We start from the raw sequence: 20,663 nt of genomic DNA, 5'->3' as shown, positions 1-20,663 counted from the left end.
AAGTTGGGGAGACGCCAATCCGTAGGGTAGAGAGGAGGCGTCTTTCGGCCGGCCGGCCAGCGCGGCCAGAGGCAAGTCCGGCCAGCCCACAACGGCGGGGTCCCACCGTGAAATACTTCTATGGATATGCCGCGACACCCGGCCGGTTCCGGATTTCGGTCAGGAACGGGCGTGGCGCCAGCGCGGCCGGCAGACAGTCTATGCACATCCTAGTTCCAAACCTCGGTTCCACTTCACTCAAGTACCAGATCCTGGACATGCCGGGCGAGCACGTGCTCGCCTGCGGGCGCTTTGAGCGCGTCACGGACTATCGTTCCGCCATCAGCGACATCCGGTCGGGCGACACTACGGTTGATGCCGTCGCCTTTAAGTCGGTCCACGCCGGGCCCCACTACCGCGGCACCTTCGTGATTGATGAGGGTGTCGAGGCGGCCATGCGGGAGTTCCTGCTGGCTGCTCCAGTACATAACGCGATCTATCTCACGGCCGTCGAAGCCTTCCGGGAAGCGATGCCCGGAGTGCCCCTGGTGGGCGCCTTCGAAACAGAATTCCACCGGACCATGCCGGAATTCGCGCGCTGGTACGGTGTGCCCGCCGACTGGCGTACTCAGTTCGGCATCGAGCGCTACGGTTTTCACGGCGCCTCTCACGAATTCATCAGCGGGCGGGTGCCGGAGTTTCTCGGGCGCGCGAAGGAGGATCTGCGCGTGATCAGCTGCCACCTGGGCGGCAGTTCCTCCATTTGTGCCATCGATCGCGGCGTCTCAGTCGATACCACCATGGGCTTCTCGCCCCAATCGGGCCTGGAGAATGCCACACGGCACGGCGATCTGGATGTCTTTGCCGTGTTGTACATGATGGACCGCAACCACTGGTCCACGGAAGAGGTACGCGGCCAGTTGGCGCGTACCAGCGGACTGGCCGGTCTTTCGGGCATCGCCTGTGGGGACGTGAGGGATATCTCCGCGGCCGCCGAGGCCGGCAGCCACGATGCGGCCCTGGCCCTGGATGTCTTTACCTATCAGGTCCGCAAGACGATTGGTGCCTACGCGGCGGCCATGGCGGGTGTCGATGTTGTTGCTTTCACCGGTGGCATCGGGGAAAACTCCCCCGAGCTGCGGCGGAAGTCCTGTGAAGGGTTGCAGCACCTGGGCATCGAACTGGATCCGGAGCGGAATGAAAAGGGCCAGGGCGACCGCCTTCTCTCCAGCGATGCATCGCGGGTGAAAGTGCTGGCCCTGGCCGCAAATGAAGAACTCGTGGTGGCTCGCCGCGCCTACCGGACACTCACTGCCCAGGCGTAGAGCGGCGGCGGGCCCTAATGCCCGCCTTCAGAAACGTTGACGGGGTGGTCGAGCTTCAGCTTGCCGTCCGTGCCCGCGGGCGGGGCGGCAAGCAGCTTCTCTTTCCGGTAGACGAGGGTCGAGGTGTTGTAGCTGGCCAGTTCGAAGCCATGCCCGTGGGTGATGGCGTCGGTGGGGCAGGCTTCCACACAGTAGCCGCAGAAGATGCAGCGGCTGTAGTCGATATTGTAGACCTCGGCGTAGCGCTCGCCGCCGCTGATGCGGACCTTTTCCGTGTTATCAGCCGCCTCAATGTAGATGCACTGCGTAGGGCAGGCGGCCGAGCACAGAAAACAGGCAACGCACTTTTCCAGGCCGTTTTCGTCGCGCTGCAGCACATGCAGCCCGCGATACCGTTCCTGGAACTTTGGCGGGGCGTCGGGATAATCGTCGGTGATGACGGGATTCATCATCTCTTTGAGAGTGATGCCCATGCCCTTGGCGATGGCCGCGGCACCGGAGAGAATGTCGTTGATCGTCGGCATATATTCCCAGCTACTGTCGGTCTCTTCTGCTTCCGTTCGGCTCCACCCGGGAGCCTAATTCTTCGATCCTCAACCAAACTTCGATTCCGGCACCTTGTCCGTTGGCCGGAAAATCGCCCTGCCCGCCCGCTCGGCGAGCGTCTCCAACTGGCGCTTGTGAAACCCGGTCCATGTCCAGGAGATCCGCCGGTCCGGCTCAATCAGGAACATGGTCGGCACATGCGTAATGCCGTAGGCGTTGCTCACCGGATAACCGTCATCCGCCCGGTCGAGCAAATTCGGTAGATCCACTTCGAACGCCTCATTAAACTCTCGCGCTCGGTCCGCTTCGTCCTGGCAGACCGCCACCACCCGGAACGTGCTGTCCTGCAAACGCTGCAGAAATGGCAGCGTCAACTGGCACGTGGGGCAGGACACCTTGTAAAAGGTGAGCAGGACAGGACCTTCAGCCAGGATCTGCTCCAGGGAGCGACTACCTCCGCCCGCGAGTTCCAGTTGGAAATCCGGTGCAGTCTCGCCAGTCTCCAGGGTGCGTTCAGGCCCCTTCCCCATACGCTTCCAGTCTAACAACTTGCGAAACAGGAGCATGGCCTCTTCAATCCAACGCCTTGCGCAGCTGATGGGCGGCTACCAGGAGCGGATCGTTCACTGTCGCGTAAGGCGGCGCGTATGCCAAATCGAGATCGGCGAAGTCTTCGACCCGCATCTTCGCAGTCAGGGCTGCTGCCACGACGTTGATGCGGCCGGCAGCGTCTTCGTCGCCCGCGATGGCCGCACCCAGCAGGCGCCGGGAATTGCGATCGGCGACAAGCTGCACCTGCAGCATCTTTCCGCGAAAGTACTTAGGCCGCGCCCGCGATTCGATCAGGGTATCCACGGGGGAGAAGCCGTCTCGCCGGGCCTGCTGCGTCGAGAGGCCGGTCATCGCTACCGCCATGCCGCCCACCCTCACGACGGAGGTGCCCGCGATGCCGCTGAAGCGTTCCCGCTGGCCGGCCGTGTTTGAGCCGGCGACTCGTCCCATTTTGTTCGCCGTCGTCCCCAGCGGCACCCAGACAGGGCGGCCGCTGACGACGTGTGTGGTCTCGCAGCAATCGCCGGCTGCATACACTCCGCTCAGCGTCGTCTCCTGCTGCTCCGTGACCCGCAGGGCGCCCGTGCGGCCCAGTTCCGCGCCGGCTTCGGCCATCACTTCCACATTGGGCTTAAGGCCCGTGGCGCACAACACCAGATCGTAGGGGAGTCCGGCCGGCGTTCCGGCCCGGGTGTTCAGCTTCACCTCAACCCGGCAGCGCTCCAGCCGCTCGACAAGCTTCTTGGTCAGCCAGTCCTCTTCCCGGTGCAGCAACTGCGTGCCTTCGTGGAACAGCGTGACCGCCAGTCCTCGCGCTCTCAGGGCCGTCGCCATCTCCAGCCCGATGTAGCCGCCGCCGATCACGGCAGCCGTCCGCGGTTGGCGGGTTCGCAGGAACTCCTGCAGCCGTTCAGCGTCGACATCGGTGTGCAGGGTGAAGACGCGCTCATTCTGGATTCTCTCGGCCGGCCGCGCGCCAGCAGCCCAGACCAGGCGGTCGTACCGGATGCGTTCGCCACTGCGCAGGGCCACTTCGCGGCGCGAATGCTGCACGGCGGTCACTTCGCAACCAGTGCGGATCCGGATATCGCGCTCACGCTCGAAGAACTCGGGTTTGTAGACGGTGAGCTCTTCCATCGAGCGCACCTGACCCTCCACCCAGTACGGCATGCCGCAGGCTCCGTAAGAGATGCGATTGCCCTTCTCGAGGACGACGATTTCGAGGGATCTGTCCAGCCGCCGGGCTCGTGACGCCGCGCTGAGGCCCGCCGCCACACCGCCCACCACCACCAGTCTCATTCGCGGGCGCCGCCCTTCTTGCGGGCGCGCTGCTCCTCGACGAAATTGAGGATGTCGAAAGGCTTGGAATCGCGATCGGGGAAGCAGAGGTTCACCGCTTCGATCTCGCTCTCGGCGATGCGGAAGACGGTCGCCAGTTTCGTGATCACCAGCAGTTCGATCGTGCGCCGGTTCAGCCCGAACATGGGCATCGCTCCGCCGGCCTTGTGGAACTTGGTGTGGGCTACGACCAGGCAGCCCAGGGCGCTGGAGTCGATGTAGTCGACGTCGTTGAAGTCGAGCACCACCTGCGTTTGCCCCTGCGCATACAACGCGTCGAGCGTGTTGCGGAACTTCTCCACCGATTCGCCGATCATCAGCCGGCCGTGCGGGGCCAGGATTACGACTCCGTCGCGCTCTCTGCGTTCTATTTCGAATGGCATCGGAAACCTATATTGTATGTGCTATGCAGTCTACCGCCATCACCCGCCGCCAGTTTGGGGCCTTGCTGGCCGCTTCGGCCGTTTCCACCGCCGACGCTGCTCCCACGCGCCTGCGCCGCTCGGAAAGCTATTTCGGTCTCCACTTCGATCTTCATCCGAATGAAAAGGATACCGTCCTGGGGCGCGATGTGACAGAGGCGATGGTGGAAAATCTATTGGTCCATGCCCGGCCCGACTTCGTCCAGTACGATTCCAAGGGGCATCCCGGCTGGCTCGGGTGGCCCTCGAAGGTCGGGCCCTCGGCGCCTGGCATCGTGCAGGATTCGCTGGCCGTCTGGCGGAAAGTGACGGCACGCCGTGGCGTGGCGCTCTATATCCATTTTTCGGGCGTCTGGGACAGCGAGGCGGTGAAGCGCCATCCGGAGTGGGCGCGCGTCGGTCCCAAAGGTGAGCCCGAACCGAATCAGACATCCACCTTCGGCCCTTATGTCGACCAGTTGTTGATCCCTGAGTTGCGGGAAGCGGCCAGCAAGTATGAACTCGATGGGGCCTGGGTGGATGGCGAGTGCTGGGCGACGAATCCCGACTACTGCGAGGCGGCACTGAAGGCCTATGGCAAGCCGGCGCCCCGGTCTGCCCGCGAACCCGGGTGGAACGAGTGGCTCGAATTCCAGCGCGGGCAATTCCGCAAGTACGTGCGCCATTACATCGACGAGGTACACAAGACGAATCCTGGTTTTCAGATCGCCAGCAACTGGCTGTACTCCACGTTTGTTCCGGAAGAGCCCGATCTGCCCGTCGATTTCCTCTCCGGCGACTACCTGGGCAATGCCAGCATCTCAACGGCGCGGCTGGAGGCGCGCTATATGGGACAGACCGGGCGCCCCTGGGACCTGATGGCGTGGGGCTTCCAACAGGCGCAGTCCAACACCATCGGCCACGTCCATAAACCGGCCGCGCAGTTGCAGCAGGAAGCGTCCGTGGTGCTCGCGCAAAGCGGCGGCTTCCAGATCTACTACGTCCCCACGCGCGCCGGGTACTTCGAGGAAAGCCACGTCAAAACGATGTCGCAGGTGGGTAAGTACTGCCGTTCTGTACAATCCGTCTCGCAGCATACTGAGACGGTGCCGCAGATCGGCGTGGTGTTCTCGAAGGAGACTCTCTACCAGACTTCGAACAAGCTCTTCGGCGGTTGGGGGAAGGCGTCCGACCCGGCGCGGGGTTGGCTCGATCTGTTGCTGGGGTGCCAGTGGTCCGTGGACGTCCTGCCGGACTGGAAGTTGGACCGGTTGGCGGCCCGCTACCCGTGCATCGTCCTTCCGGACTGGGCGGCGCCAGGGCAGCAGGTGAAGGATTTGTTGGTTCAGTATGTACGGGACGGCGGGAGGCTGGTAGTCTCCGGCGCGGCAAACGCACAGCTTTTCGGGCCGGAAGCCGGCCTGCAGCCTTTGGGGCCCGCGGCAGACGTGCCCGCCTTCGTGCCGGGCGAGATCCTGGGCAATGTGACCGGCCGGTGGTTGGATTTTGACGCCGGATCCGCTCGTGTGGTGGCCCGTCGTTTCCCCGAACTCGATACTCGTTCCCAGGGTGCTCCGGCAGCGGTCTCCGTGCGGTTGGGGAAGGGCACGCTGGTGGTGTGTGCCGGACCCATCGGCGCTGTCTACGCGGCCACCCACGCCACGCCCGTGCGGAAGTTCGCGCAGGCACTCGTTGCTCCCTTGTTCCAGCCGTTGGTGAGGGTGGACGCCCCGCCGTCGGTTGAGGTTGTCCTGCGCCGCAAGAACGGGCAGCTTCTGGTGCACCTGCTGAATGCGACCGGCATGCAGGTGGCAGGCGATTATTCCACAATCGACTTTGTCCCGCCGCTCACCGCTGTGCAACTGTCGTTTGGAGCGAACAAACCCAAGTCTGTGCGGCTGGAGCCGGCGGGGCAAGTGATGGAGCCAGTCCTGAAGGACGGGCATTGGACAGTCGGAATTCCGCTCCTGGAGATGCATCTCGTGGCGGTCGTGGTAACATAGAAACGTCCGCGCAAGACGGGCCTGTAGCTCAGTTGGTTAGAGCGCTACCTTGACACGGTAGAGGTCACAGATTCGAGTTCTGTCAGGCCCACCACCCTTCCCTTTCACTTCCACTGCATCAGGCGAATCCCGCCTTTTCGGCCGGTGGATTCTCGCCCAATCAGCAGCTACGGAACGCGATAGAGCACGGTCCCGCAGGCAGGCACCAATTCGTAGCCGTCATCCAGGCCGAGCGTCGTCTCACTGCCTCCCAATAGCAGATGCCCGCCACGGAAGAGAGTACTCCGGATCTCACCCAGGATTCGTTTCTTCGTGCAGACGTCGAAGTAGATCAGGACGTTCCGGCAGAAGACAACGTCGAAAGGACCCATGGCGCCCATGCCCTGCCGCAGATCAAAGCGCTCGAACCGGACCATATTGCGGATCTCATCCCGGATGATCCAGTCCATTCCGTCACGCCGGAAATACTTCACCAGGTACTGTACGGGCAACCCGCGGTTGACCTCAATCTGGAGAAACCGGCCTTGCCTGGCCCTTTCCAGGATCTGCGTGGAAAGATCCGTTGCGTTGATCTGGATGTACCAGTCCTCGAGCCCCATTTCACGCAGCATCATGGCGAGGCTGTACGCTTCCTGGCCGCTGGAAGCCGCTGCTGACCAGAAGTTCAGTCTCCGGCGATCCCGCCTCTGCTCCATCAGTCGGGGTAGAACGACTTTGCGCAGGGCGTCGTACTGTACGGGTTCCCGGAAAAACATCGTCTCGTTCGTGGTCATTGAGTCCACCACCTGTTGACGCAAGCCGGAAGGACCGGCTGCCTTCAGGGCCCGGCAGAGCTCGTTCAACGAGCCCAGGCGCTGTTGGGCCACAATCGGGCTCAGCCGGGCCTCCATCAGGTAGTGTTTGTCGCGGTCCAGGACGATGCCGGATTCCCGATAAACAAACTCCTGCAGGAATTGGTAGTTCTCGGGATCCAGCCGGATGGAGGCCCGTTCCGGCCCAGTCAGCGTCGTGCTCATGTTGTAATTGGTCCTTAGGCCTTCCGAGTTCGCCGGATGATCTCCGGCACCACCGAATCCAGGGGAACGATGGCATTTGCCAGACCGGCCTGGGCCACGGCGCCCGGCATGCCCCAGACGACACTGCTCGCTTCGTCCTGTGCCAGGACCGTGGCGCCCAGGGCTTTCAAAGTGGCGGCCCCGCGAAGCCCGTCCAGGCCCATCCCGGTGAGTACAGCGGCCAGCACGCCGGCGCCGTATACCTCGCCAGCCGACCGGAAGAGCACATCCACCGAGGGCCTGCAGGAGTTCTCCGGCGGCGCTTGATCCAGCCGCACCGTAGCGCGCCCGTTCTCCCGCTTCACGCGCATGTGAAAGTCGCCGGGCGCCAGCACCACGGCTCCTTTTCTAACAGGTTCGCCTTCTACCGCCTCGACGACCGGCAACGCGCACAGCCCGGACAGCCTGTTCGCCAGCAGCTTGGTGAATTGCGCCGGCATGTGCTGGACGATCAGGATTGGCAACGCAAAGTTAGGGGGGAAACTCGGCAGAATGCTGGCCAGCGCGGCCGGCCCACCCGTCGAGACCCCGATGACCACGGCCTGTCCCAGCGTGCGCTCTACCTGGACCGAAGCCCGCGGCGCCCCGCCCTGCGCAATGCTCGGGGCCGCCGGCGCCATACGAAAAAATTGCCGGATCTTCGGGACCAGTTCCCCTCGAAGCCGGGCCGCGTCCTGGCCTGGCTGCGCCTCCTGCTGCGGTTTCGAAACATAGTCATCCACTCCCTGCGCCAGCGCTTCGAGTGTCGCTGGAGCGCCACGTTCCAGGGAGGTACTAATCAGAATCACGCGCATCTCCGGATATAGGCAACGGACCCTCCGCAGTGTCTCCATTCCCTCCGTATCCCTGACTTCCAGGTCCAGCGTCAGTACGTCTGGATTCACCTGCGGAATCCTCTCCAGGGCGACAGCGCCCGTGGACGCTGCGCCCACTACCTCGATGAACGGGTCATTCTCCAGGGCGTGCGTCAGCAGTCGGCGCACGACGACAGATCTATCCACCACAAGCACTCGGATTCTTGCGCCGGGTGCCAGTTCCTTTCGCGCACGGGACGCATGCATGGGCTCTACTCCAGCAACCCGAGGATGCGCAGCTTATCCGCGATCATCTCGCGGGTGAACGGCTTCATGAGGTATTCGTTCGCCCCAGCCTCCATGGCTCGAACCATCTGCCCCATGCCCGTCTCCGTCGTGACCATGAGAAGGGCCGTGGCGGCGGCTTCGGGCTTCGTCCTCACCGCCTCCACGAACTCCAATCCTGTGATGCCCGGCATGTTCCAGTCGACCAGGACGAGACTTGGACACATAAGAGGCGGCTCCAGTAGCTTCAACGCTTCAGTGCCGCTGGCCGCCTGGGTTACCTCGAACCCTAGCGCGGCCAGTTCCCTGGACAGAATCATTCTCATTGCGCGTGAGTCATCGACCACCATTGCGTGCATCGCCAGCTCCTGTTCAGATCGTGAATTCGCCAACCAGCTTCTGGAGGTGGGCGGCCATCTGGCTCAACGAGCGTGCGGCCTTCTCTGAATCGGCCGTACCGGCAGTCGTGCTGCGGGCCGCTTCCGCCACTCCGGCATTGTTCTTGGCGATCTCGTTCGTCCCCTTCGACGCCTCCATTACATTGCGGCCGATCTCGTTCGTGGTCACCGTCTGCTCTTCCACAGCGGACGCAATTGTGTTCGAGATGTCGTTGATCTGCGCAATGATGGCTGTGATCTCGCCGATCGCCTTGACTGCGCCCACCGTGTCGCCCTGAATGGCCTCGATCTTCTGGCCGATCTCTTCTGTCGCCTTGGCGGTCTCCTTCGCGAGCTCCTTCACTTCGTTGGCAACCACCGCGAACCCCTTGCCCGCTTCCCCTGCCCGCGCCGCTTCAATGGTCGCGTTGAGGGCCAACAGGTTGGTCTGCTGTGCAATGGAGGTGATCACCTTGATCACTTGGCCGATCTCGATGCTCGACTCGCCCAGTTTGGTAATTGTCTGATTCGTGGTTTCCGCGGTGCTGACGGCATTGCGGGCTACACGCGCTGCTTCATTCGCGTTTTTGGCAATCTCGCGAATCGAGGACTGCATCTGTTCGCTGCCCGACGCGACAACCGAGACGTTCTTGGACACCTGCTCGCTGGCCGCCGACACCACATTCGCCTGTGTGGCCGTTTCCTCGGCATTGCCGGCCAGTTGCTGGCTGATCGAACTCAGCTGTTCCGAGGCTGTCGAGAGCGAGTTGGCGTTCTGCGCAATCTGATGCAGGCTGCTGCGCAGATCGTCCGCCATTTTGTTGATGTTGTCCTTGATGCTGGCGTGGTCGCCCTTGTACTGTCCGGTGACGCGCGCTGTCATGTCCTTGCGCGCAATGCGTTCCAGTACCACTGCTGCTTCATTCACTGGCGCCAGTACCGCGTCGAGAGTCTTGTTTACGCCCTCGACGATCAACCGGTAGCCGCCCTCGAATCGCGCAGAGTCGCCACGAGTGGAGAGCTTGCCTTCGACCGCGGCTTGGGTGAGCGTCTCTGTCTCAGTGGAAAGGCGCCGCACTGCGTCCACAACTTGCGTAAAGCTCTTGCCGAGAACATCTCTTTCGGAACTGGCGGTGATCTTGACCGCGAAGTCGCCGGCGGCGATGCGCTGTGCCTGGTCGGCTCTCTCCCGGGTCACAGCGGTCATGGTCCGGAATGCACGGGCCAGCGACCCCAGTTCGTCCTTGCTATCAAGCTCCACGTTGACGCTGGCATCACCCTCGGCCAATTGCGCGGCGGCGCTCTGCATGGCGCGGAGCGGCCGGCCGATCATGACCGCGAACACCATCCCTAGCCCGATGGAACTCAATACGCCCAGCGCCAGGAATCCGAGTATCTTGACTCTCGCCGTGGCCGCGGCGGCCTCATTGGTCTTGCTGTCCTTCTCCGCCAGCTTCGCATTCAGGTCAATCAGGTTTTGCAGTCCGGTCCGCACGTCCGACTGCAACTGGCGCAGTTGGCCGAACATGAGGTCCTTGGCCTGGGCGTCACGCCCGGCTAGAACCAGGGCAACCATCTGATCACGCCCACGTTTATAGGGCGCCCAGTTCTGCTTGAACTTCGCAAGGATAGCCTTCTCCTCGTCTGTCAACGCCAGTTTCGAATAGCTTTCCATGAGGTTCTCGAGCTTGTCGTTGTCTTCCTGGATTGCGGCCACGGCACGCTGCCGCTCTTCCGGGCCATTGCTAAGCAGCAGGTTCCGGACCTCTGTCCTGATGTTGAGCACCGCTGCGTTTGAGTAGCCGAGATCCCGGATGGGCACCAGTCGCTCTGCATAAAGCGAGGAAGACCTCTGATTGATTTCGCTGAGACCGGACAGCCCAACCCAACCGATGAGCCCGGCAATACACGCCACCAAGGCAAACCCGGCCTGGAGCTTGGCGCCGATTTTCAAGTCATTGAACCATTTCATGAATGTTCCCTTTTCGATCCTGTGTCCGGCCTAGCCGGCCAATTGCCCAACCATTGCGTCGAGATTCAGCGTCTGACGAATATCCAGCACCAGCAGCAGCCGGCCCTTGAGTTTGTAAATGCCGCTCACCAGGCTCCGCAGCACCGGGTCCAGGCTTTCTGGAGGCGCTTCAAACAGTTGCGGTTCGCCTTCCACCACGTCACCAATCTCGTCAACCAGCAGGCTGACGACTCCGTCCTCTGTCCTGACGACGACATTCATCGATTCCTCCTGGTCTGCCCTTTCGGGCAATCCCAGGCGCTGGCGCATCTCGATGGCGGTGACAATCTGCCCCCTGAGGTTGATGAGCCCCTGGATGACAGGCGGAGCCAGCGGTACCGGTGTCATCGCCTGATGACGCAGCACCTCCTGGACCTGCGTCACATCGGTGCCGAAGTAGTGGCCCGCCACCACGAACGTGGCGTAGCGGATAGCAGCCGTGCTGTCGGTGAGTTTGCATGCTGACGTCATGGAATCAGGCGTTCTCCTTTGCGAGTTCGTTGATCCGGGTGGCCGGATCGATGGCGGCGACTAGACTACCCAGGCCTGCGTTGGAAGAAACAGGGGTGCCGTTGATCCAGTCGTCCCAGCCAACTTTCAGAACTGTTTCCAGGTCGAGCAGATCGGTAAACCGCTGGTCGATGACCGCGGAACCCAGCAGGCCGCGGCGTCCGCTGGCCTGGGTCATGCTCGCTGTGTCATCCACAATGTCAGCCAGGCCGTCAATTACCAGCCCCAGCGTACGCTCGCCCGATTGGAAAACCACGGCTTGTACTGGGTCCTTTTGCGACGCTGTGTCGGCACTGCCCGGATCGAGGATCTGCGCCAGCGGAATCAGTGGAAGAATGCGGCCGCGATACTGTACGGCAAGCCGTCCGCCCGCCCGCTCCAGTTGTGTTTGAGGGAACTCCTCGAGTCTCGAGACCGTGGACAATGGAACCGCCAGCCGCTCGAATCGCCCCGAGCGGAAGAGCAGGAAGGCCTGCTTCCCGGGAATCGCCTGGTCCGACTGTTCGGCCTGCCCGCTCTGCTCCCGGTCGCGGCTGCCGTTCACCACCTCACCGCATCGCTGGGCAATGCCCAGAACGTCGAGGATGAGTGCTACGCGTCCGTCCCCCATAATGGTGGCCCCTGCATAGCAAGTCAGTCCCTTCAGGTGCTTGCCCAACGGCTTGACTACAATCTCCTGGGTGTCGCGGATCCCGTCCACTACCAGGCCGAATTGGCGATCCCCCGCTTGCAGCACCGCAATGTTCACAACTTCGGAGTCTTCCCTCTGCCCTTCACTGCCCAGCACGGCGTGCAGGTAGACAATTGGTAGTAAATTGCCTCGCAGACGGTAGACCGCCGTGTCGCGAATTCTCTCAATGGAGTGACGCGCAGTATCCCCTTCCAGCCTGACCAGTTCGATCAGGTTCACCTGCGGAATAATGAAGTGCATCGTGCCGCTCTCGCGGCCGGCCCGCGTGGGCCTTGGCGCGGATCGCCGTTCTCCCAGCGCAACCACCAGGCCCGGGATGATGGCCAGCGTGAGAGGGATCTTCAGGCGGATCGTCGTCCCCGTGCCCGACTGGCTCGCGACCTCGACAGCGCCGCCAATCCTTTCAATATTGGTGCGAACCACATCCATGCCGACCCCGCGGCCGGAGACGCTGGTGACCATCCGGGCGGTGGACAATCCGGGTTCGAAGAGCAGGTTCAGCGCGTCCCGTTCTGACAGCGACTCGGCCTGTGCCGCCCGCAGAAGGCCTGCCGCTATCGCCTTTGCCTTCACCGCAGCAATGTCAACTCCTCCCCCGTCGTCGGCGATCTCGATGATCACCTGGCCGCCTTCGTGGAAGGCCCGCAAGGAAAGTCGCCCCTCAATCGGCTTGCCTCGCGTCTTCCTGAGTTGCGGCTTCTCAATGCCGTGGTCACAGCAGTTCCGCACGATATGGGTGATGGGATCCTTGATCGCCTCAATGATCGTCTTGTCGAGTTCAGTGCCGGCGCCATCCATGTCGAGGGCAATCCGCTTCCCACAAGCCATGGCTACATCGCGCACCAGTCGCGGCATCTTGTTCCAGACCACGCCAATGGGCTGCATCCGCGTCTTCATGACGCTTTCCTGCAACTCCGAGGTGATCAGGTTCAGGCGCTGCGAAGACGAGATCAATGCCGCGCCTTCCTGGCTGGAGGTGAACTGAAGGATTTGGTTTCTGGTGAGCACCAATTCGCCCACCAGGTTCATCAGCTTATCCAGCAGGTGCACATCCACCCGGATGGCGGAGTCGGCCACGCCATTCTGTCCACGCGGCGGGGCGGTTTCCAAATCCGCAATGGGTCGGGCCGCCGCCGGCTTGCCAGCCTCCGTGGCCGCTCTCAGCGCGCCGCAGAGTTCGTCGTCGCTTGTTTCGGCCTCTTTCGCTGTTGCTTCAATTGCCGCCAGATGGACCCGCATGGCATCGACCGCCCGCAGGATCAGCGAAATCAGCTCAGGGGTGAGTTCCAACTCGAATGCGCGCAGGCGGCAGAGGATACTCTCCGCCTGATGCGCAACTCGCTCCAGCCTGCCAAAACCCAGAAACCCGCAGGTTCCCTTTATCGTATGGAATGTGCGAAAGACGCCAGCCAGAAGCTCCGGCTCACAGGGATTCCGCTCCAGTTCAACCAGTTCCTGGTCCAGGCGGCTGAGGTTCTCACTGCTCTCGATCAAAAACTCTTTGATTACTTCCTGGTCTTCCATGGGCCCTGCTCGTTCAAATGGTTGCCGACCGGCTGTGCCGCCGGCCTGCCAGCCATCACGTCAACCGGGAAGGCCGGACTGAATCAATCTGATTCCAGATACGCATATCGGATTCGGCTTGGACTTCATGAAAAAGAATGCGATTTGCGACGTATCTGGCCGTGAGCCCAGTAGGTAAAGATTCCGCCATTTCGTGGGACTGCCCAGGGCCGTCGGCGGCAAGTGGTTCACCCGGCGACCCTTGGAAGCAATGCGTCATACACGGTGTTAGAGTTCTTAATAGCCGATTCAGACTGCTTTGAGGACGCCATGTACCGAGCACTCAGTACGCTTCTGCTGCTAGCCCTTCCGCTCTCCGCGCTGGCCCAGCGCATCGACACCGTCACGCTGGATACCACCTATCAGCGGATAGATAGTTTCGGTGCCTCCGACTGCTGGACCATGCAGAAACTCGCCCAGTGGAGCCTGCCGTCCCGCCAGCGGGTGGCCGAACTGCTCTTCTCTCAGGCCAAGGGTATCGGGCTCAGTTGCTGGCGTTTCAATATCGGTGGGGGTGTCAACCAGAAAATCACTCACCCCTGGCGTAGCCCGGAGACTTTCGAAGTGTCAGAAGGCAGGTATGACTGGACGCGCCAGGCAGGCGAGCGCTGGTTCCTGGGGGCGGCCAAGGCCCACGGAGTCCCCCAATTCCTGGCTTTCGTGAACAGCCCGCCCGGACGGATGACCCGCAACGGCCTCACATTCACCACCAAGGGCGAAGGCAGTTCGAATCTGAAGCCGGGCTTCGAGCCGCAGTATGCGCGCTACCTGTCCGATATCCTCAGCCACTTTCGCACCAACCCCGATGCAAAGGAGCGCATAGATTTCCAGTACATCAGCCCGATCAACGAACCGCAGTGGCAGTGGGACGGCACTTCCCAGGAAGGAACGCGGGCCAGCAATGCCGACATCAAGGCCATCACGCGTGCTTTGGCCGCCGAACTCCGCAGCAGGAAGCTGGACACCCGCATAGCGCTCATCGAGAGCGGCAGCCTGCCGGATATGGTCCGGCCGAATCCGGAAATGACCAGACAATACGGATCCACCTATGGTGACTACATCGGCGAGTTTCTGGGCGACAGCACCATGGCTTCGCTGCTCGCCCCGATGTTCGGGTACCACGCCTACGGCTCCGATCGCTTGAATGGCGCCATTGTTTCCGATCGGGTCGCGCTGGCCGAACGGATGAAGAAATTTCCGGAAACACGGCTCTGGCAAACGGAATACTGCATCCTGGTGGGACCAGAGGGCAAGGGGGGGAATAAGCGCGACTTGACCATGACGACGGCGCTCGACGTGGCCCGCATCATCCACTTGGACCTGGCGGTGGCGAATGCCTCTGCCTGGCAGTGGTGGACAGCCATGTCGCCGGAAGACTACAAGGACGGCCTCATCTATACCGACTACAAAAAGCCGGGGGATCCTGAGTCCATTCTGCCGTCGAGGCTGCTTTGGGCCCTGGGCAATTACAGCCGATTTGTGCGCCCGGGGATGCAGCGCGTTGGCGTGACCGGCGAGCCCGATGATATCCGGGGGCTCATGCGGACTGCCTATGTTGACGCGCAGGCACGCCGCGTCGTTGTGGTCTATGTAAATATGGCGCAAACGCCCCAGGGCATTTCAACCAGGATCGACCTGGCGAATCGAGGATGGCGGCTGCGGCAAACGACGCCCTGGGTGACTTCCGATCGTGAGGGCGATGAACTGAAACCCTATCCGCCCCTCAAGGCCGGCGAGCCGTTCCAGTTGCCCGGCCGTTCCGTTGTCACCCTCGTCTCAGAATTCGCCGCCGGAAAATAGGCGCTAACGCCAGCCGGCCCATCGGAGGGATTCCGGAGCGATTCCTCTATTCATTCCGCCACAGCTTTGGCAGAAAGCGGTAGTAGAGCAGATGCCGCCAGGTGGCCCAGTCGTGCCCTCCATTGCCGCCGACATAGTATTCGTGGACGATTTTGTGGTTGAGCAGGGCCTGGTGCAGCGCTACGCATCGTTCCCCAATCCGCTCGGATGCCTCACCCGTGCCCTGGCCCACGAACAGATAAGACACCTTCCGGTTGACGTCCGGATCGTTCAGAAACTTGCTGCTGGTCTTCTCACTCTCCGTGTCGCCGGCGCTCAGCACTCCGAAGGAAGCGAAAAGATCCAGGCTGTTGAAGCCGGCGAACTGGGTGTGCCGTCCACCCATCGAGAGGCCCGAAAGCGCCCGGCCCCGAGGTTCCTTGCGCGTACTGTATTGGCTGTCCACCAGCGGAATGATGTTCTGCCGCAGCTCCGCCTCGAACAGCGGAAACGTCAGTTCGGTGTGCTTGGGGTGGTTCCGGTGGACCATCTGGTTGTTCGGGATAGCGATGATCATGGGCAGCGCTTTCCCTTCAGCCAGCAGGTTGTCCATGATGAAATTCACGCGGCCGTCGTAGATCCAATTGTGAGCCATCTCACCGCTGCCGCCCAGCAGATACAGCACCGGATACCGCTTTCCACGGTCATACCCAGGCGGAGTGTAGACATACATTTCTCGTTCACCGTTCGTGACTCCGGAGTGGTACACATGCCTGGTCACATTGCCATGGGGCACGTTGCGCGCGTCATAGTAGGACGGGCCGTCGCCGGGCACTACCAGTTGGCTGAAGGCTGGTTGGGCCGCCGTACCCGCGATCGTATTGTTCGGATCAGCCATCCGTACGCCGTCCACCGTGAGCGAGTACACATACATGTCCGGTTTCAAGGGGCCCACCGTCAGGGTCCACAGCCCGCCTTCGCCGCGCACGAAAGGCACTGGCTTATTGGTCGCACCCAGGGCGATCAGCAGCGCTGAACCGGACAGCTGTACTTCGTGCGCCTGCGGAGCCTTCAGGCGAAACGTGACGGTGCGGTCGTCCCGCACTTCCGGTGAAAGAACAGACGCTCCGAACGGGAGTAGGTTCTCAGTGTTCTTCTGCGGGTTGTAATCGAGATTCACATTTGCCTGTTGCGCGAACAGGGCAGGCAGGAAGGCAATCAGCAGGAGCGATCGCACAATTGGTCACCTCAGGTTGAAATGTTCACTCGTAACGGTATACCCTCCCGGCCGTCGCTTGCTCACCCCGCGAACTGCCGGCAAGCCTCGCAAACCAGTCGCTGGCAACCCACAGGGAAGGCCTGCCGCGCAGTGGTAGACTGTTGCGACGATCTTATGAACAAACGCGCCCTGGCTGCTGGTTGTGCTGTCGGCTTTGCCTTCTCCGCGAACTATACGAATCATGCGCCAATGGTTCCTGCCCTCCGCGGAGAGTTCGGCTTCGACAATACCAGCGCGGGATTGCTGACCACCGGGATCTTCCTGACTCATGCGCTTATGCAGATCCCGGGTGGACGCCTGGCTGACCGCTTTGGACCCGTTCGCGTCCTCACCCTCGCCCTCGCCTGGGTTGCAGCGGCCAACCTGGCCATCGCCTTCGCCAGTTCCTATTGGTTGTTGCTGTTCTGGAAGGCCTTTGCCGGCATTGGTACAGGCGCCTGCTTCACCGCCGGGGCACGCTACATCGTCTCGTCCTTCGAAGGACGCGCACTCCATGTCGCGCAGGGCTTCTTTGGCGGCTCTGTTGTTCTGGGATCCGGCTTCGTCCTCTTCGCCATTCCCCAGTTGCTGGGCGCCTTTGGATGGCGGGGCGGTTTTGTCGGCTCGGCCATTGTGGCGTCCCTTGTGTGGCTGGGCTGGATCCTCTCGGCGCCACCAGTTGCAGCGAAATCCATTGCAACGGGCAGTCTCATCGAAATGCTGCGCAGCCGCCAGTTGTGGCTCTTGGGCCTCATCCAGATGGCCTCGTTCGGCTTGGTCATCGTCGTGGGCACCTGGATCACCACACTGTTGAAGACGGCCTTCCAGATGCCGCTCAGGCAGGCCGGCCTGATGGGATCCGCGGTGCTGTTGCTCGGCATTGTCTCCCGGCCCCTGGGGGGCTGGCTGCTGCATCGAACGCGCATCCGCATTCTCGTGCAATGTGCCCTCCTGGCCAATGCGGCCGCCTGTTGTGCCCTCGCTTGGGGGCAGTGGCTCGAACTGACCCTTGCGGCCATCATCGTCCTCGGGATAGGCTGCGGATTACCCTATGCGGGCCTGTTCAATCGTGCGGCCGCACTCTTCCCGGGCCGCGCGGGTGCAGCAATGGGTCTCGTCAACATGGTGGGCATTCTCATGATTCTGGCCGGCGCTCCAGCGGTAGGTTACCTGGCCGATTGGAGCGGCCAGTTCCGATCCAGCTTTCTTGCGCTGGGTGGATTTTCCATCGTGGCTGCCCTCGCGGCTACGGCAATTTCGGAGAAGCAATGAATCTCATCCAACTGTTCGATCTCTCCTTGCAGGGCCGCCGCGACCACGTTGCGCTGGAATTTGGCGGCAGCTCCTATCCCTTCGGTGAGATCGATGCGCGCAGCAACCGCATGGCCGCGCTCTTCCAGGCCCGCGGTCTCCGCATGGGCGACCGCCTGTGCGTCTACCTTTCCAATTGCGTGGAACTCATCGACATCTACCTTGCCTGCCTCAAACTCGGTGTAATCTTCGTCCCCATCAACATCCTCTACCGCGAGCGCGAGATTCTTCACATTCTGGCCGATTCGGACCCCAAAGCCGTCATCGCAGCCCAGCCGATGCCGGGCACCGTGCCGCTGTGGCTCGCCCACGAGTTGATTCCGCCAGTGGAAGCCGCCAGGCCCTCCAGTTCGCTCGACGGCGATTCTCCGGCCGCGTTGGTCTACACTTCGGGGACCACTGGCGTGTCCAAGGGCGCCATCCTGACCCACAATAACTTCGCGGTCAATGCGATCAACCTGAATGCCTGCTGGGATATCTCCAAGTCAGATCGCTTCCTGCTGGCCCTGCCGCTGTTCCACGTGCACGCGCTCGGCAACGGTTTGCATTGCTGGCTCACCAGCGGCTGCCGCATGCGTCTGCTGGAGCGTTTCGAGCATCAGAAAGCCTCCGCGGAGTTTCTGGATTTCCGGCCCACCCTGTTTTTCGGAGTGCCGACAATCTATGTACGTCTTCTTGATTTCCCTCCCGCTGTAGCACGTGAGGTAGGCGGCTTCATGCGGTTATTTGTGTCCGGCTCAGCCCCTCTCTCACCCCAGGTGTTTGAGGAGTTCCACTCGCGATTTGGCCATGCAATCCTGGAACGCTATGGCATGACCGAGACCCTGATGAATGTCTCCAATCCCTATTCGGGTGAACGCCGGCCCGGGACGGTAGGCCTCCCTCTACCCGGGATCTCGGTTCGCATCGTGAATGGAGAACTGCAGTTGCGCGGCCCCAATGTGTGTGCCGGATACTGGCGGCGGGAAGAGGCGACAGCGGCTGCCTTCGAGGATGGCTGGTTCAGGACCGGGGATATCGCGGAACGTTCAGAGGATGGTTACTACACCCTGCTGGGCCGCAAGAGCGACCTCATCATCTCCGGCGGCTTCAATATCTATCCACGGGAGATCGAGGAGTTTCTGCTGGAGCAGGCAGAAATAGCGGAAGCCGCGGTGGTTGGGGTGCCCGACAAACTGAGAGGGGAAATCCCCGTCGCCTACATCGTGGTCCGGACGCCGATCGATGCCGCCGCGCTTGACACCCGCTGCCGCGAGAAGCTCGCCTCGTTCAAGGTGCCGCGTGATTTTGTCATGGTCGAGAAGTTGCCCCGGACGGCGCTGGGCAAGATCCAGAAGCACCTTCTACCTCCCTGGACGGCGTAACGAACGCGGAGTTGTCCGCCTGGCCTGCCGGGCCCGCGCTGTATCGCGGACCCGGAAGGCCGTGCGGCTCTTCAACCCCGAACCGGCGCGACCGGGTCTAGCGGCCGCCCCAGCGGGCTCCGGTCAGTTCTTGCTGACGACGAACTCGCCATACTCGTTTCCGCATTCGATGCCTTTGGTTTGCACAGTGCGGAACGTCCTGATGCCCTTTTTACCGGTCACGTCGTACGGGCCGCCGTAGGCCAGGTCCATGAACGCGGCCGAGATCCCTTGCAGCATATAGGCGCCGGGCTTGCTGGCTGCTCCATATTCGACAACATCGGCCTCGTAATAGTCGTAAGCCCGCACTACCATCCTCTCGCCCGGCACCAGTTCCGTAATCTCGCACTTCGCCCAACCCCATGCGGTGAGTACGGCAAAAGCGCCGTGCAGGATGTCCTCCGGCACTTGCTCCACCATCGGCGCGATCACCGCCTTCCACTCTTCCGACGTGATAATGCCATAGCCGGTGTGGTAACCACACTCATGCGCGGCATTCACCAGCAGGAACTCCGCCGCTTCGGTCAGGTCCACCCCCACCTGCCTGGTAAGCCTCTCCGCGAATGAATTCCAGAAGACGGCGGGGAGTTGATTCACAAACACCCCAAACGCGGGAATCAGACCCTCGTCGTTGCCCCCAATGTCGATCTTCGACAGGTTCTCGATGACTTTCTTGCGGTTGATTGACATAGTCTGCCTCCCTTAGCTCACAACCACCTCAAACCGCGAACGTTCCGCACCGGCCACAATGCTGGCGACTTCATTCACCTTGAACGACCGCCGTTCCACTCCGAACACCGCGGCAAATAGCGCCGAGACGTAGCCGCACGTCACATGGTTCACGGCATGGTCCCGCTGGCCGAATTTCTTGACCCAGCCAGCATCCACGTGCGAGGTCAGCAGTTCCACTTCTCCACCGCCTGCGCCCGCGCACACCACTTTCATTTGCCCCAATCCACTGAAGGCATAGTATTGCTCGCCGATTGTGATGCGATCGGCAATCGTCTCGATGCCGTTCTTGCGATAGTAGTCCGACAGAATGTGGAAGAACGCGTCTTCGCTCACTTCCCGCAGGAGTTTCTTTCCATCCAGGAACGCGCAGTCCTCTGCCAGTTGCGTGTAGAGCGTCACATAGTGATGGCAGTGCAGCACATGCGTCACACCATTAACGCTGTGCCGCGAACGGACTGGATCGAAGGTCCGTTCAATCACGAGCTCAGTCTTTTTGTTGATAGGCATTACTTCTCCTCCTCACACATTGGGGGCTTCCTGGCCCGTGACCTCTCGAATGGCAACCCGGAATTTCTCAATGATTTCCGGTGTATCCGGAGTCTGTTCCGCCTTCGCGGACGGGACCAATGTCTTCATGGCGACGCGCATCTTCGCGGTGGCGCCCCCATGCTCGTTAATGAATTCGTAAAGTTTTACTAGCTTTTGTGCCACAAGCACTCCTCCACTGTTGCCTCAAGTGCTCTATCCCAG

19 protein-coding genes and 1 tRNA gene are annotated in these 20,663 nt (G+C 61.7%); 6 read left to right on the top strand and 14 right to left on the bottom strand.

The annotated features are described in order from the left end of the window. The first annotated feature begins 200 nt into the window (after positions 1-200). Positions 201-1,304, top strand: a complete 1,104-nt coding sequence (locus ACR9Y2_RS37665; protein ID WP_435047070.1) for an acetate/propionate family kinase — start codon at positions 201-203, stop codon at positions 1,302-1,304. 14 nt (positions 1,305-1,318) lie between these two features. Here ACR9Y2_RS37665 and nuoI read toward each other — a convergent pair whose 3' ends face one another. The 4 genes from nuoI to ACR9Y2_RS37645 form a co-directional block, all read right to left on the bottom strand. Further along, the gene (nuoI, locus tag ACR9Y2_RS37660) at positions 1,319-1,828 is read right to left on the bottom strand and encodes an NADH-quinone oxidoreductase subunit NuoI (RefSeq protein WP_435047069.1); all 510 of its coding nucleotides are present in this window, start codon (positions 1,826-1,828) and stop codon (positions 1,319-1,321) included. 69 nt (positions 1,829-1,897) lie between these two features. Beyond that, positions 1,898-2,416 carry a peroxiredoxin family protein gene (locus ACR9Y2_RS37655; RefSeq protein ID WP_435047068.1) on the bottom strand — a complete coding sequence of 173 codons (519 nt, stop codon included), beginning with the start codon at positions 2,414-2,416 and terminating at the stop codon, positions 1,898-1,900. Between the two features lie 7 nt (positions 2,417-2,423). Then, positions 2,424-3,701 carry an FAD-dependent oxidoreductase gene (locus ACR9Y2_RS37650; protein ID WP_435047067.1) on the bottom strand — a complete coding sequence of 426 codons (1,278 nt, stop codon included), beginning with the start codon at positions 3,699-3,701 and terminating at the stop codon, positions 2,424-2,426. After that, a complete protein-coding gene (locus ACR9Y2_RS37645; protein WP_435047066.1) occupies positions 3,698-4,123 on the bottom strand; it encodes an STAS domain-containing protein in 426 nt (141 codons plus the stop codon). The genes ACR9Y2_RS37650 and ACR9Y2_RS37645 overlap by 4 nt, the downstream gene beginning before the upstream one ends. A 23-nt stretch (positions 4,124-4,146) precedes the next feature. Between ACR9Y2_RS37645 and ACR9Y2_RS37640 the strand changes: the two genes are divergently transcribed. After that, a complete protein-coding gene (locus ACR9Y2_RS37640; protein ID WP_435047065.1) occupies positions 4,147-6,144 on the top strand; it encodes a hypothetical protein in 1,998 nt (665 codons plus the stop codon). Positions 6,145-6,161: 17 nt separating this feature from the next. Continuing rightward, positions 6,162-6,238, top strand: a tRNA-Val gene (locus tag ACR9Y2_RS37635). 73 nt (positions 6,239-6,311) lie between these two features. On the opposite strand, the gene ACR9Y2_RS37630 is transcribed toward ACR9Y2_RS37635, so the two are convergent. From ACR9Y2_RS37630 to ACR9Y2_RS37605, 6 genes are read right to left on the bottom strand one after another with little or no spacing between them, the layout of a single operon-like run. Beyond that, positions 6,312-7,160, bottom strand: coding sequence for a CheR family methyltransferase (locus tag ACR9Y2_RS37630; protein ID WP_435047064.1), 849 nt, complete (start codon positions 7,158-7,160; stop codon positions 6,312-6,314). A gap of 14 nt (positions 7,161-7,174) precedes the next feature. Further along, positions 7,175-8,260 carry a chemotaxis-specific protein-glutamate methyltransferase CheB gene (gene cheB, locus ACR9Y2_RS37625; protein WP_435047063.1) on the bottom strand — a complete coding sequence of 362 codons (1,086 nt, stop codon included), beginning with the start codon at positions 8,258-8,260 and terminating at the stop codon, positions 7,175-7,177. A gap of 5 nt (positions 8,261-8,265) precedes the next feature. Beyond that, a complete protein-coding gene (locus tag ACR9Y2_RS37620; protein ID WP_435047247.1) occupies positions 8,266-8,628 on the bottom strand; it encodes a response regulator in 363 nt (120 codons plus the stop codon). A 22-nt stretch (positions 8,629-8,650) separates the two neighbouring features. After that, positions 8,651-10,627, bottom strand: a complete 1,977-nt coding sequence (locus ACR9Y2_RS37615; RefSeq protein ID WP_435047062.1) for a methyl-accepting chemotaxis protein — start codon at positions 10,625-10,627, stop codon at positions 8,651-8,653. A 30-nt stretch (positions 10,628-10,657) separates the two neighbouring features. Further along, entirely contained in the window at positions 10,658-11,137 is a 480-nt protein-coding gene (locus tag ACR9Y2_RS37610) for a chemotaxis protein CheW (RefSeq protein ID WP_435047061.1), read from the bottom strand. 4 nt (positions 11,138-11,141) lie between these two features. Beyond that, entirely contained in the window at positions 11,142-13,391 is a 2,250-nt protein-coding gene (locus tag ACR9Y2_RS37605) for a chemotaxis protein CheA (protein WP_435047060.1), read from the bottom strand. Positions 13,392-13,700: 309 nt separating this feature from the next. On the opposite strand from ACR9Y2_RS37605, the gene ACR9Y2_RS37600 reads away from it, so the two are divergent. Further along, positions 13,701-15,230 (top strand): glycoside hydrolase, encoded by a 1,530-nt coding sequence (locus ACR9Y2_RS37600; protein WP_435047059.1) that lies wholly within the window; start codon positions 13,701-13,703, stop codon positions 15,228-15,230. Between the two features lie 46 nt (positions 15,231-15,276). Here ACR9Y2_RS37600 and ACR9Y2_RS37595 read toward each other — a convergent pair whose 3' ends face one another. Then, the gene (locus ACR9Y2_RS37595) at positions 15,277-16,446 is read right to left on the bottom strand and encodes an esterase (RefSeq protein WP_435047058.1); all 1,170 of its coding nucleotides are present in this window, start codon (positions 16,444-16,446) and stop codon (positions 15,277-15,279) included. A 156-nt stretch (positions 16,447-16,602) separates the two neighbouring features. On the opposite strand from ACR9Y2_RS37595, the gene ACR9Y2_RS37590 reads away from it, so the two are divergent. Further along, on the top strand, positions 16,603-17,739 hold the full coding sequence (locus ACR9Y2_RS37590; RefSeq protein ID WP_435047057.1) for an MFS transporter: 1,137 nt from the start codon (positions 16,603-16,605) through the stop codon (positions 17,737-17,739). Next, positions 17,736-19,142 carry a class I adenylate-forming enzyme family protein gene (locus ACR9Y2_RS37585; RefSeq protein ID WP_435047056.1) on the top strand — a complete coding sequence of 469 codons (1,407 nt, stop codon included), beginning with the start codon at positions 17,736-17,738 and terminating at the stop codon, positions 19,140-19,142. The genes ACR9Y2_RS37590 and ACR9Y2_RS37585 overlap by 4 nt, the downstream gene beginning before the upstream one ends. Positions 19,143-19,265: 123 nt before the next feature. Here the strand turns inward: ACR9Y2_RS37585 and ACR9Y2_RS37580 are convergent, their stop codons facing one another. The 3 genes from ACR9Y2_RS37580 to ACR9Y2_RS37570 are packed head-to-tail and all read right to left on the bottom strand — an operon-like array spanning position 19,266 to position 20,624. After that, the gene (locus ACR9Y2_RS37580) at positions 19,266-19,871 is read right to left on the bottom strand and encodes a hypothetical protein (protein WP_435047055.1); all 606 of its coding nucleotides are present in this window, start codon (positions 19,869-19,871) and stop codon (positions 19,266-19,268) included. A gap of 12 nt (positions 19,872-19,883) precedes the next feature. Further along, positions 19,884-20,420: a hypothetical protein gene (locus tag ACR9Y2_RS37575; RefSeq protein WP_435047054.1), complete on the bottom strand. Its 537-nt coding sequence runs from the start codon at positions 20,418-20,420 to the stop codon at positions 19,884-19,886. Positions 20,421-20,432: 12 nt separating this feature from the next. After that, positions 20,433-20,624, bottom strand: coding sequence for a hypothetical protein (locus tag ACR9Y2_RS37570; RefSeq protein WP_435047053.1), 192 nt, complete (start codon positions 20,622-20,624; stop codon positions 20,433-20,435). Positions 20,625-20,663 lie beyond the last annotated feature (39 nt).

This window comes from Paludibaculum fermentans (assembly GCF_051172195.1).
In the GTDB taxonomy this organism is placed as follows: Bacteria; Acidobacteriota; Terriglobia; order Bryobacterales; family Bryobacteraceae; genus Paludibaculum; species Paludibaculum fermentans_A.
The sequence above is the reverse complement of the archived record's forward strand: the minus strand, read 5'-3'. Positions and strand labels throughout refer to the sequence as shown.